We start from the raw sequence: 13,101 nt of genomic DNA on the forward strand, positions 1-13,101 counted from the left end.
GCCGATGGGGAACTGCGGCTGACTTACCTGACGCGAGACGTGTGCCATACAGAGGCCAACACGCCTGCGCTCGACCCTGCCGCACGCGGGCGATTACGCACCCAGGCGCTGGCGCACGACCTCGAACAGGGTCACACCGGTGGCGACCGACACATTGAGGCTCTCGATCTCGCCCGGCATCGGAATCTTGACCAAACCATCGCAATGCTCGCGCGTGAGACGGCGCAGGCCATCGGACTCGCCACCAAGCACCAGCCCGACATTGCCGCGCAGATCCACGCTGTACAACGATGCCTCCGCCTCGCCGGCCAGGCCATACAGCCACACGCCCTGCTTTTGCAGGTCGCGCAGGCAGCGCGCCAGATTGGTCACCGCCACCACCGGAATGCGGTCTGCTGCACCGGCAGAGGTCTTGCGCACGGTCGCGTTCACCGTGGCCGACTTGTCCTTGGGAATCACCACTGCGGTGACGCCAGCAGCAGCCGCGCTGCGCAGGCAGGCGCCGAGGTTGTGCGGATCCTGCACGCCGTCGAGGATCAGCACCAGCGCGCGCCCTTCTGCGGCTTCGACCAGGCCTTCCAGTTCGTTCTCGGCCCACAGCCGTGCCGCCGCATAGCGCGCGGCCACGCCTTGATGGCGCACCTGCCCGCCTACGCCGTCCAGCGCCTGGGTGTTGACCCGGCGCACATCGATGCCCTTGCGACGCGCCTGTTCCTCGATCTCGGTGAGGCGCGGGTTCTTGCTGCCGGCCTCGATCAATACCTCGCGCACGTTATCGGCGTCGTTCTCGACGGACGAGGCGACAGCATTGACGCCGACGATCCACTGGTTCTGCTTGCTCATTGCGCGGGCATACGAAGAGATAAAGGGGAATGGTAGGGCCTGCGGCCGGTTACGTCACGGTCGAGGCGTAGGAGCGGTGGCGACGCCGACGGAGCCGCGAGGGCAATGGCATCGGCGCTGGGGGCGGGGAGTGTGCGGGGTCTGGCTAGCGCGTGCCTGCCTTGAACGCATGCCGGTCGCGTAGATCAACGTGCCGATGGACAGCTATCAAATGGTGCGCTGGCACGTCTCATCGCGGCGAATAAAGTCAGCGAGCGCGGTAACGCCGTTGATGCTCGTGTCCCGCGATCAACAGCACAACGCAACCAAAACGACGCCTCATACCGGCCACTGCTCGGTGTCATGATCCGGATGCTGCCGCGAGACCACGCTGACCAAAAAGGCTTCCGCAGTGGCATCGTCTTCGGGTGGGCGCGTGGGTAGCTGCGCCAAGGTATCGACGAATGGCAGCTTGCGATCCAATCCGTACTGAATATGCGGCGGCAACTGCTCTGGCGTATCGAATGTACCTGCCGCAACTGCCACGCCATCGGGCGCTTCATAGGTCAACGGCGTACCGCACTCGGCGCAAAAACCGCGCTGTACGACCGACGAGGAGGCAAAGCGCTTGGGCGCGCCACGGGTCCAACGAAACTCGGTGCCGCGCACCGACACCAGCGGTGCGTAGTACGCCCCGAAGGCCTTCTGGCACATGCGGCAGTGACAGATCGACGCGTCTACCAACGCACCGCGCACATGAAAACGCACGGCACCGCACTGGCAGCCACCGCTGTATTCGCTTGAAGTGTCCATCGTCTGCTCCGCACATCAGTCTGTTACGGACGCCATTGCGCACAAGCAACGCTCGCAATGAATGCACCTGCATTCAGATCAGCTCACGCAAGGAATGCCCTGACTCAGGCGGTAGCGACCGGTTCCCGGATTGGGCGGAAAACGCTCGCATGCGGCGGTTCCTGAGCACCGTCCACGCCCACCTGAAGACGGCTCGCGATGTTGCGGTAAATGCTCTTGCTGGCTACTACGCGCATCGCGGGCGCCACCTCGGCCGCCCGCAACGCCATCGGCTCAGTACGACTTCTTCTTGCGCTTGGTCGGCTTTTCGCGTGGCGGCAGCGGCGCTTCGGGCGCTGCGGGCGCTGCGCCATCTTCGGCCAGGCGGAAATCGATCTTGCGCTCTTCCATGCTGGCTTTGAGCACCAATACGCGTACCGGGTCGCCCAGACGGAACTCGCGGCCGCGGCGCTCGCCGCTGAGCGTCTTGCGGATCGGGTCGAACTGGTAATAGTCCTGCGGCAGCTGGGTGACATGCACCAGGCCGTTGACCTTGGACTGCGTCAATTCGACGAACAGACCAAATCCGGTCACGCCGCTGATCACGCCGTCGAACTGACCACCTACATGCTTTTCCATCCACGCGGCGCGGTACCGCTCGTCCACTTCGCGCTCGGCTTCGTCGGCACGCCGGCCACGTTCGGAGCATTGCAGGGACAACGCCGCCATCTGGCGCGGGGTGTAGATGAATTTTTCCGGGCTGGCGCCGGTCAAGGCGTGCTTGATCGCGCGATGCACTAGCAGATCCGGGTAACGGCGGATCGGCGAGGTGAAGTGCGCGTACGCCTCCAATGCCAGACCGAAGTGGCCGTTGTTCTCGGGCGAATACACCGCCAGGCTTTGGCTGCGCAGCAGCACCGATTCCAGCAGCGCTGCATCGGGTCGCGCGCGCACCTTCTTCAGCAACTTGGTGTAGTCGCCGGGGCGCACCTTGCTCCATGCCGGCAGGCTCAGCTGGAATTCCTTGAGGAACTCCAGCAGGTCTTCGAACTTGCTCTCCGGCGGCCGCTCGTGCACGCGGTACGGCGCGGGCACATGCATGCTCAACAGATAGCGCGCCGCCTCGACGTTGGCGGCGATCATGCATTCCTCGATCAGCTTGTGCGCATCGTTGCGCACCAGCATGCCGGCCTGAGTGACTTCACCTGTGTTGTCGAGCACGAAGCGCACTTCGGAGGTTTCGAATTCGATCGCACCACGATGCGTGCGCGCCTTCGACAGCACGTGATACAGCTGATGCAGGCGCTGCACTTGCGGCAGCAACGGGCCGATCAAGGCCTTGGTATCCGCATCGTCTTCGCCCACCGCCTTCCAGACCTGGTTATAGGTCAGGCGCGCATGCGAATTCATCACCGCTTCGTAAAAACGCGAGCCGGTCACTTCGCCATCGCGTCCCACCTGCATGTCGCAGACGAAGCACATGCGATCGACCTTGGGCATCAGCGAGCAGATGCCGTTGGACAGCGTTTCCGGCAGCATCGGCACCACGAAACCCGGGAAATACACCGAGGTGGCGCGCTTTTGCGCTTCGTCATCCAGCGGCGTACCGGGACGCACATAGTTGGACACGTCGGCGATTGCCACCACCAAACGGAAGCCGTCGGCGTTGGGTTCGCAATACACCGCGTCGTCGAAATCCTTGGCGTCTTCGCCATCGATGGTGACCAGCGGCATTTGCCGCAGATCCACGCGCCCGCCGATCATCTGCGGCTCGACCACCAGCGGCACCGCTGCGGCTTCGTCCAGCACTTCCTGCGGGAATTCATGCGGAAGTTCGTGGCCGTGGATGGCCATTTCGACGACCAGCGACGGGGTCAGCTTGTCGCCAAGCACCGCGATGATCTTGCCGATCGCCGGGCGGCGCGCGTCCGGCGGCGCGATCAGTTCGCAGACTACCAATTGGCCTTCGCGCGCCTCGCCAATACCGTCCGGCGCGATCTGCACATTGCGCTGGATACGCTTATCGTCGGGGTCCACGTAAGCCACGCCGTGCTCATAAAAGAAGCGCCCCAGCATGCGCGACATGCCACGTTCGAGCACGCGTGCAATCGCGCCTTCGCGACGGCCGCGACGGTCGATGCCGGTGACGTTGGCCAACGCGCGGTCGCCGTGCATGACCTTGCGCATTTCGAACGGCGGCAGGAACAGGTCGTCGCCGCCCCCATCGGGCTTGAGGAAACCGAAGCCTTCCGGGTTGGCGATCACCACACCGGCAATCAGGCTGGTCTGCTGCACCGGCGCGTAACCGCCACGGCGGTTCTGCACCAGCTGTGCTTCGCGCACCATCGCGGACAGGCGCTTGCCCAGCGCATCGATGCGGTCGCTCAGGTTGAGCTGCTCGGCAATTTCTTCGGCGGTCTGCGGACCGTCGCAGGCTTCCAGCAACTGCAGGATCGCCTCGCGGCTGGCGATCGGCTCTGCATAACGCAGGGCCTCGCGGTCGGCATGCGGATCCTTGAATTCGGCAGCGGGGGTTGCGGCAGCCGGAGTCGTGGCAGCGGCGGGCGCGGGAGTCTGGAAGCGTTCCGGCGGCGGCGCAGGCGGGCCACTCTTGCGCGGATGCGGTGCGCGCGGAGCTGGCGGCGTGGGCAGTGCGTCCAGCGGTTGCGGCGCAGCACCGGCGGCTTTGTCGGCAGCGCGCTTATTGGCAGACTTGGTCGATGCGCCGGCGGCGGCGCGGACCAGGAAGTCTGGCATCCAGCCTGGCAACTTCTGCTGCTCGGCAGTGCTTGACTCGCCTGCGCTGGTGGATTTGCGGCGACTCGGCCGATCGGAATCTGGGGTTTTTTTCTTTGTCATTGCTTACATGGTACTGCGTGGCGCGGCGAGATGGGCAGCAAGGCCGGCGCGACCGCCGGCGATTGCCGCATGGAACCCATTGACAAGCCAGCCGGGGGCCTGCAAAATTCGCGGCTCACCTGCCCAGGTGGCGGAATTGGTAGACGCACTAGCTTCAGGTGCTAGCGGGGGCAACTTCGTGGAGGTTCGAGTCCTCTTCTGGGCACCAGTTTAAAAAGACCTCCGAGCAATCGGGGGTCTTCTGGTTTCTGGGGTTCGTCATCGTTGACGACCTGCGATCGGAGCATTCGGCGGCAACACTGGCGCGCCATCCATCCCATCGCGCGCGCGCGCCCGTTCGACTGCACGGCGGAGCCGGGCCCGGTCGCCGCTGTTCTCTGCAGCCGCGCCACGCTCGACGTAGCCGACCGCAGGCAACAGCCTCGCTCGCCTGTCGGCGAGCTCGGCATACCCCATCACCTTACGGCGCGGCAGTGATCCCGGCCTCGCGCAGCGCCTGCGCCCAGATGGCGTAGCCGGCTTCGCTGGGATGGGTCCCGTCCGGCATCAGTGCCAACGGCAAGGTGCCGTCTGGCTGCAGGAAGCGCGCCCCGATGTCGACCAAGCGGACTGCCGGACTGCCGGCAAAGTGGGCTTCCAGCAGACGATTGGTTTCCACGATCGGCGCCCGCTTGGGATCATCGGGCCGGGTCCCGCGCGGCAGAATTTGCATCAGGATCAGCTGACTGGCCGGCAGCCGACGGCGCACTTCGGAAACCACTGCCTCGACACCTGCAGCTGTTTCGGCAGGAGTGCTGGCACGCGCTTGTGCGGTTCCCACCAAATTATTGGTGCCGATCAGCAATACCACCCAACGCGGCGCCAAGCCATCCAGCTCGCCCTGGCGGATCCGCCACAACACGTTCTGGGTCCGGTCCCAGCCGAAGCCGAGGTTCAACACCGAACGTCGGCCGTACAACCAGCGCCAGGACTTGGGACCGTTCTGCCATTTGCCGCGCGGCACCCCGCCCCAGAAATGGGTGATCGAGTCGCCAATCATCACCACCTCCGGCTGCAGCGCACGCGCAGCCGCCAGCGCGGCATGGTGACGGCCATACCAATCGTAGGAATCCTGCTCCAGCCAATCGACCGGCATCAGCGAGGTCGCCGCATCCAGGCCCAGCTCGGCCACCGGCTTGACCGGTGCCTCACCGAGCATGCGCCCCAAGGTAGGCTCGATCGCTTCGGCCATCATGCGCTGCCCTTGGGTGTCCGGATGCAACGCGCCTCCGGGCGGACGCAGGCGGCCGTCGTAGAACAAGTCGCCGCGCAGCTTGCCGTCGCGCAGGAAGACGCTACTGACGTCCAGGAAGCTCACCCGCGGATTGTCGCCATAACGCACCGCCAGCTCCCGGTTGACCTCGGCGTCACGGCGCGACTTCTCGGCGGACACTGCACTAGGCAGCACGCTGAGCAACAGGATCCGCGTGCGCGGCAGTTTCTGTTCCAGCGTGGCGACCACAGCATCAATGCCCATCAAGGTGTGCTCGGCACTCTGGCCGAGGTAGCCGGTGTTGTTGGTGCCTATCAACACCACTACCGCCTTGGGCTGCAGGCCCGCGAGCTCGCCGTTGTTCAATCGCCACAGCACATGCTCAGTGCCATCGCCACTGAAACCCAGGTTGAGCGCGCCACGGCTGCCGTAGAACGGCTGCCACGTGGACTGAAAATCCTCGTCCGGGCCCTGCGCCTTTTCGTAGTTCTGAGTGATCGAGTCGCCGATCAGCAACAATGGCGCATCCGGATGACGCTTGACCTGCTCCAGCACCTGCGCATGCCGCTGCGCCCACCAGGGCTCCTGCAGGCGATCGGTGGGCACGATCGAGGCCGGCGGAGTGCTCTGGGCGAACACCGGCAATGCCGTCATCGGCAGCAGCAAAGCACAAGCGAGCCAGCGCCAGGCTGGGCGAAACCAGAAACGGGACATAGCACGTGCGCCGTTGGGGGATAGACGATTGTGGTCCGGCCATGGGACCTGCCACAAGCACGTTCGCACACCAGGTTCGGGAAGACGTGCATGCCTGCGCCCCGACATATGTACCGCCTTTCGCCGCCATGCGCAGTCGTGCGTGCTATATCGTAGGGGCTGGACAGTGGTCAAAGCTTCAACATGGCGCGCCTGCCATCACCACCGTCCTCGCCTTGCACGCACGGACGCAGCTGCAACACGCACATGCAGGCATGTCGCCGCCGTATTTGGTTTAGCGCAGCCCGGTCTCGCCGCGCGCAATCACTAGCCGCTGAATTTCCGAAGTGCCTTCGTAGATTTCGGTGATCTTGGCATCGCGGAAGTAACGCTCCAGCGGCATCTCTTTCGAATACCCCATGCCGCCATGAATCTGCACGGCTTGGTGAGTGATCCACATCGCCGCTTCGGACGCCGTGAGCTTGGCCACTGCCGCTTCGGTGCCGAACTTCTGCCCCTGCCCCTTCAACCATGCTGCACGCAGCGTCAGCAGCAGCGCTGCATCCAGCTTGCACTTCATGTCGGCGATCTTGGCCTGCGTCATTTGGAAGGTGCCGATCGCGGCGCCGAACGCCTTGCGTTCCTTGACGTAGGCCAGCGTGGCTTCGTACGCCGCACGCGCGATACCGACCGCCTGCGAAGCAATACCGATGCGCCCGGCATCCAGCACGCTCATCGCGGTCTTGAAGCCCTCGCCCTCCACGCCCAGCACCTCATCGGGCTGCGCGACGTAATCGGCAAACTCGATCTCGCAAGTGGCCGAGGCGCGGATGCCCAGCTTGGGCTCGGTCTTACCGCGGTGGAAACCGGCGCGATCGGTATCGACCATAAAGGCCGTGATGCCGCGCGAGCCCTTGTCCGGCTCGGTCACCGCGAACAACACGATGTATTTGGCCACCGGGCCGGAGGTGATCCAGCTCTTCTTGCCATTGATGACGAAGCTGCCATCGGCTTGCTTCACCGCGCGGCAGCGCATTGCCGAGGCATCCGAACCGGACTGCGGCTCGGTCAGCGCGAACGCGCCGATATGCGTGCCTTCGGCGATCGCGCGTACGTACAGCTGCTTCTGCGCTTCGCTACCGTTCTTCAAAATGCCGGTGCAGAACAGCGAGTTGTTGACCGACACGATGGTGGAGTGCGCGGCATCGGCGGCAGCGATTTCGATCATCGCCAGCGCATAGCTGATCGGGTCCATACCGGCGCCGCCGTATTCGGCCGGCACCTCGATGCCCATCAGTCCGTTTTCGCCCAGCAAGCGGATGTTTTCCAACGGAAATTCGCCGCTGCGGTCGAATTGCTCTGCGCTGGGCGCGATCTTTTCCTGCGCGATGCGGCGCGCCACATCCTGGATCATCAATTGTTCTTCGGTAAAGCTGAAATCCACGTCGCACCCCTCCAGGCCTGAGCTGAGCCCCATTGTAGCGTCAACCATTCGCATGCGTATGCAGTTGACCGCACCTGCTGCCCGGTCGAAAATATCTCCATATCGCGATATAGAGATATTCATGGATCTGGAAGACTGGTCGGCCCGCTTGAAGGTATTTGCCGACGCTACCCGAGTTCGCCTGTTGACCTTGCTGGAGCAGGAAGAACTCACCGTGGCCGAGCTGTCAGCTATCACTCGGTTGGCGCAGCCGCGCGTGTCCACGCATTTAGCCAAACTCAAGGAAGCCGCGCTGGTGCGCGACCGCCGCGCCGGGGTGTCGGCCTACTACCGCTTCGACGAAGTCTCACTGGACCCGGCCCAGCGTGCGCTATGGCTGGCACTGAGCACCGGCAGCGACGACCCGCTGCTGCGCCAAGATGCCGAACGCGTGGCCGCCGTGCTGGCCAACCGTGCAGCCGACCAGAACTGGGCCGATTCGGTGGCCGGCGACATGGAACGCCATTACTCGCCTGGACGCACCTGGGAGGCCTTGGCGCGCACCGCCCTGCCGCTGCTGGAAACCGGCGACGTGCTCGACATTGCCTCCGGCGACGGCGTGCTGGCCGAACTGGTGGCGCCGCACGCCACGCGCTACATCTGCATCGACACCAGTGCGCGCGTGGTCGCGGCCGCCAGCGAGCGCCTGCGCAAACTGCGCAACGTGGAAGTGCGCGAAGGCGACATGCATGCACTGCCGTTCCCCGATGCCAGCTTCGACCTGGTGGTGCTGATGCATGCGCTCACCTACGCGGCCAAACCCGAGCAGGCGGTGGCCGAATCGGCACGCGTGTTGCGCCCCGGCGGCCGCCTGCTGTTGTGCAGCCTGGCCAAGCATGAACACCGCGCTGCAGTGCATGCATACGGCCACGTCAATCTCGGGTTTGCCGCCAAGGAATTGCGCAAGTTTGCGGAAAAAGCCGGGCTGGACGTCTCCAGCCTGGAGACGGTGACGCGCGAAAAACGCCCGCCCCATTTCGAAGTGATCTCGTTGATTGCTGTGAAGCCGGGAATCGGGATTCGGGATTCGGGATTCGTGGAAAACAAAGACACTGCTGCGCGGAGAACCGGACTATGACGCACGCGCGAATTCCCAATTCCGAATCCCCGATCCCGTTTGCATTGCCCTGGCTGCATCCCGAGCGCGCGGCCAAGCTCACTGCCGCGCTCGCCGAGCGCATCCTCATCATCGATGGCGCGATGGGCACCATGATTCAGCGCCACGATCTGCAGGAGCCCGATTATCGCGGCACCCGCTTTGTCGAAGGTTACGACAGCGCGCATGTGCACGGCCCCGGTTGCGATCACGCGCATGCACCAGAAGGCCACGACCTCAAGGGCAACAACGATCTGCTGTTGTTGACTCGCCCGGAAATCATTGCCGGCATCCATCACGCCTATCTGGACGCGGGCGCAGACCTGCTGGAAACCAATACCTTCAACGCCACCTCGGTGAGCCAGGCCGACTATCACCTGGAACATCTGGTGTACGAGTTGAACAAGGCAGGCGCGCAGGTGGCGCGTGCATGCTGCGATGCTGTCGAAGCGCTGACGCCGCACAAACCACGCTTTGTGATTGGTGTCCTCGGCCCCACCAGCCGTACTGCGTCGATCAGCCCGGACGTCAACGATCCCGGCTACCGCAATACCAGTTTCGATGCGCTGCGCGAAACCTATCGCGAAGCCATCGAGGGATTGATCGATGGCGGCGCGGATACGCTGATGGTGGAAACCATTTTCGATACGCTCAACGCCAAAGCCGCGTTGTATGCGATTGAAGAAGTCTTCGAAGCACGCGGCGGACGTTTGCCGGTGATGGTCTCCGGCACCATCACCGACGCATCTGGCCGCACTTTGTCCGGACAGACTGCAGAAGCGTTCTATGCGTCCGTCGCGCACGGGCGGCCGTTGTCGGTCGGCCTGAATTGCGCACTCGGCGCCAAGGATCTGCGCCCACACGTGGAGACGCTTTCGCAGATCGCTGATGCCTATGTCAGCGCGCATCCGAATGCCGGCTTGCCGAACGCCTTTGGCGAATACGATGAAACGCCTGAGGAAATGGCCGAAACCTTGCGTGAGTTTGCCAAGTCCGGCTTGCTCAATCTGGTGGGTGGGTGCTGCGGGACGTCGCCGGACCATATCCGCGCAATTGCCGAAGCAGTGGCTGATCTGCCGCCACGGCAACTGCCTGGTGCGCAGGAGCTGGCAGCGTGATGCGTGCAACGCACTTACAGCGCGGGCCGCGTTTGTCGCATGCGCCTGCAGGACGCAACGCTGATCCAAAGGTGGTTGGTGCGTTACATCTACAGCGTTTCTTCCCGCGGCCCGCGCAGCCGTCTTCCTGCCTGGGTTTTGCATGAGCACTCCCCGCTACACCCGCCTGTCCGGCCTTGAGCCGCTGGTCATCACGCCTGACCTGCTGTTCGTCAACGTCGGCGAGCGCACCAACGTCACCGGCAGCGCGCAGTTTCGCAAACTGATCAAGGAAGAGCGCTACGAGGAAGCGGTGGAAGTCGCACGTCAGCAAGTGGACAGCGGCGCGCAGATCCTCGACGTCAACATGGACGAAGGCCTGATCGATTCGGAAAAGGCGATGACGCGCTTTCTCAACCTGATCATGTCCGAACCGGATATCGCGCGCATTCCGGTGATGGTGGATTCGTCCAAGTGGAGCGTGATCGAAGCCGGATTGAAGTGTCTACAAGGCAAGAGCGTGGTGAACTCCATCTCGCTCAAGGAAGGCGAAGCGGTGTTCATCGAACACGCGCGCAAGGTGTTGCGCTACGGTGCCGCCGCGGTGGTGATGGCGTTCGACGAAGCGGGCCAGGCCGACACCTGCGCGCGCAAGGTCGAGATTTGCACGCGCGCCTACAAGGTGCTCACCGAGCAGGTGGGTTTCCCGCCGGAAGACATCATCTTCGACCCGAACATCTTTGCCGTGGCCACCGGCATCGAAGAACACGACAACTACGCGGTGGACTTCATCGAAGCCACCCGCATCATCAAGGACACGCTGCCGCATTGCCATGTTTCCGGTGGCGTTTCCAACGTGTCGTTCTCGTTCCGTGGCAACGAAACCGTGCGCCAGGCGATCCACTCGGTGTTCCTGTTCCATGCGATCAAGGCCGGCATGGACATGGGCATCGTCAACGCCGGCGGCATGCCGATCTACGACGAACTGGACCCGGAACTGCGCGAACGCGTGGAAGACGTCATCCTCAACCGACGCGAGGACGGCACCGAGCGCCTGCTGGAAATCGCCGAGCGCTACAAGGGCACCAAAGGCGCGACGAGAGTCGAAGACCTGGCCTGGCGCGAAAAGCCGGTCCGCGCGCGCCTTGCGCATGCGCTGGTACACGGCATCGACGCATTTGTGGAAACCGATACCGAAGAAGCACGCCAGCAATCCACACGCCCGCTGGACGTGATCGAAGGCCCGCTGATGGACGGCATGAACGTGGTCGGCGATCTGTTCGGTGCCGGCAAGATGTTCCTGCCGCAGGTAGTCAAATCCGCGCGCGTGATGAAAAAAGCGGTGGCATATCTGCTGCCGTACATCGAAGCGGAAAAACTGCGCACCGGCGATGTCGGCAAGTCCAACGGCAAGATCATCATGGCCACCGTCAAGGGCGATGTGCATGACATCGGCAAGAACATCGTCGGCGTGGTATTGGCCTGCAACAACTTCGACGTGGTGGATCTGGGCGTGATGGTGTCGGCGCAAGTCATCCTGGATCGTGCGCGCGCAGAAAACGCGGACTTGATCGGACTCTCCGGACTGATCACGCCCTCGCTGGAAGAGATGTCGCACGTCGCGCGCGAGATGCAGCGGCAGGGCTTCGAGATTCCGTTGTTGATCGGCGGCGCAACCACCTCGCGTGCCCACACGGCATTGAAGATCGACCCGCACTACACCGCGCCTACCGTGTGGGTGAAGGACGCATCGCGTGCGGTGGGCGTGGCGCAATCGCTGATCTCGCGCGACCTGCGCCAGGCTTTCGTCGCCGCCAACGATGCCGACTACGCGGAAATCCGCGCACGCCACCGCAATCGCGGCGATGCCAAGCGCGTGGTGTCACTGGAAAAAGCGCGTGCGCAGCGCTTCGATGGCGATTGGGGGACCTATACCCCGCCTACCCCGCGACAGCCGGGCATCCACGTATTCGATGACTACCCGCTGCAAGAGCTCATCGACCTCATCGACTGGACGCCGTTCTTCCAGGCCTGGGAGCTGGCTGGCAAGTTCCCCGCGATTCTCAGCGATGAGATCGTCGGCACCCAGGCCAGCGAGCTCTATCGCGACGCGCGCCGCATGCTCAAGCGCATCGTCGATGAAAAGTGGCTCACGGCTAAAGCCGTGTTCGGGCTATGGCCGGCCAATAGTGTCGGAGACGATGTCGTCGTCCTGACCGAAGCGGCGGAATCGGGAATCGGGAATCGAGAATCGCAAAGCGATGCCTCCGCGCTCGACCATTCCCGATTCTCCATTCCCCATTCCCTGCACTTCTTGCGCCAGCAAGTCGACAAGCCTGTCGACCGTCCCGACTTTTGCCTGGCAGATTTCATCGCGCCGAAAAGCAGCGGCAAGCAGGATTGGATCGGTGCGTTCGCGGTCACTGCCGGCATCGGTATCGACCCGCATGTGGAACGCTTCGAAGCCGCGCACGACGACTACAACTCCATCCTGCTCAAAGCGTTGGCCGACCGTCTGGCCGAAGCATTGGCCGAGCGCCTGCATCAACGCGTGCGTACCGAATTCTGGGGCTATGTCGACGATGAAACCTTGGACAACGAAGCCTTGATCGCCGAGCGCTATCGCGGCATTCGTCCGGCGCCCGGCTACCCTGCTTGCCGCGAACACAGCGAAAAACGCACGTTATTCGATCTACTCGATGCCGAGCGCAACGCCGATATGTCGCTGACCGAAAGCTTCGCGATGCTGCCCACCGCCGCGGTCTCCGGCTATTACTTCAGCCATCCCAAGAGCCAGTATTTCGTGATGGGGCGTTTGGGCAAGGAACAGGTCGCTGACTACGCCAAGCGCAAGGGCATCACGCTCGCATTGGCCGAGCGTTGGCTGGCATCGAATCTGGATTACGACCCGGAATAAGAGCGACTACCTGCGGCTGGGCTGCAAGCCCACCATCGCAGGACACACGATGAGTAAGCAGGCACCAGTCGAGATGACTGGTGTGCATAG

At 63.4% G+C, this 13,101-nt stretch carries 8 protein-coding genes and 1 tRNA gene; 4 read left to right on the top strand and 5 right to left on the bottom strand.

Annotation, left to right across the window (positions count from 1 at the left end; all coding sequences use genetic code 11):
- Positions 1-93: 93 nt before the first annotated feature.
- The 3 genes from rlmB to rnr form a co-directional block, all read right to left on the bottom strand.
- On the bottom strand, positions 94-843 hold the full coding sequence (rlmB, locus tag KWO_RS13960; RefSeq protein ID WP_010366472.1) for a 23S rRNA (guanosine(2251)-2'-O)-methyltransferase RlmB: 750 nt from the start codon (positions 841-843) through the stop codon (positions 94-96).
- A gap of 318 nt (positions 844-1,161) precedes the next feature.
- On the bottom strand, positions 1,162-1,635 hold the full coding sequence (locus KWO_RS13965; protein ID WP_010366469.1) for a GFA family protein: 474 nt from the start codon (positions 1,633-1,635) through the stop codon (positions 1,162-1,164).
- A gap of 273 nt (positions 1,636-1,908) precedes the next feature.
- Positions 1,909-4,473: a ribonuclease R gene (gene rnr, locus KWO_RS13970; RefSeq protein WP_017112809.1), complete on the bottom strand. Its 2,565-nt coding sequence runs from the start codon at positions 4,471-4,473 to the stop codon at positions 1,909-1,911.
- Positions 4,474-4,594: 121 nt separating this feature from the next.
- On the opposite strand from rnr, the gene KWO_RS13975 reads away from it, so the two are divergent.
- Positions 4,595-4,681, top strand: a tRNA-Leu gene (locus tag KWO_RS13975).
- Between the two features lie 252 nt (positions 4,682-4,933).
- Here KWO_RS13975 and KWO_RS13980 read toward each other — a convergent pair.
- Positions 4,934-6,379, bottom strand: a complete 1,446-nt coding sequence (locus tag KWO_RS13980; protein WP_227479905.1) for a GDSL-type esterase/lipase family protein — start codon at positions 6,377-6,379, stop codon at positions 4,934-4,936.
- A gap of 334 nt (positions 6,380-6,713) precedes the next feature.
- Positions 6,714-7,895 carry an acyl-CoA dehydrogenase family protein gene (locus KWO_RS13985; protein ID WP_017113776.1) on the bottom strand — a complete coding sequence of 394 codons (1,182 nt, stop codon included), beginning with the start codon at positions 7,893-7,895 and terminating at the stop codon, positions 6,714-6,716.
- A gap of 88 nt (positions 7,896-7,983) precedes the next feature.
- On the opposite strand from KWO_RS13985, the gene KWO_RS13990 reads away from it, so the two are divergent.
- The 3 genes from KWO_RS13990 to metH all read left to right on the top strand — a co-directional run bounded on the left by KWO_RS13990 (position 7,984) and on the right by metH (position 13,011).
- A complete protein-coding gene (locus KWO_RS13990; RefSeq protein WP_010366462.1) occupies positions 7,984-8,979 on the top strand; it encodes an ArsR family transcriptional regulator in 996 nt (331 codons plus the stop codon).
- The gene (locus KWO_RS13995) at positions 8,976-10,115 is read left to right on the top strand and encodes a homocysteine S-methyltransferase family protein (protein WP_010380164.1); all 1,140 of its coding nucleotides are present in this window, start codon (positions 8,976-8,978) and stop codon (positions 10,113-10,115) included. Before KWO_RS13990 ends, KWO_RS13995 begins: the two co-directional genes overlap by 4 nt.
- Before the next feature lie 127 nt (positions 10,116-10,242).
- Positions 10,243-13,011 (top strand): methionine synthase, encoded by a 2,769-nt coding sequence (metH, locus tag KWO_RS14000; protein WP_227479801.1) that lies wholly within the window; start codon positions 10,243-10,245, stop codon positions 13,009-13,011.
- The last annotated feature ends 90 nt before the right edge of the window (positions 13,012-13,101 follow it).

It is taken from the genome of Xanthomonas vasicola pv. musacearum NCPPB 4379 (assembly GCF_000277895.2).
Taxonomy (GTDB): domain Bacteria; phylum Pseudomonadota; class Gammaproteobacteria; order Xanthomonadales; family Xanthomonadaceae; genus Xanthomonas; species Xanthomonas vasicola.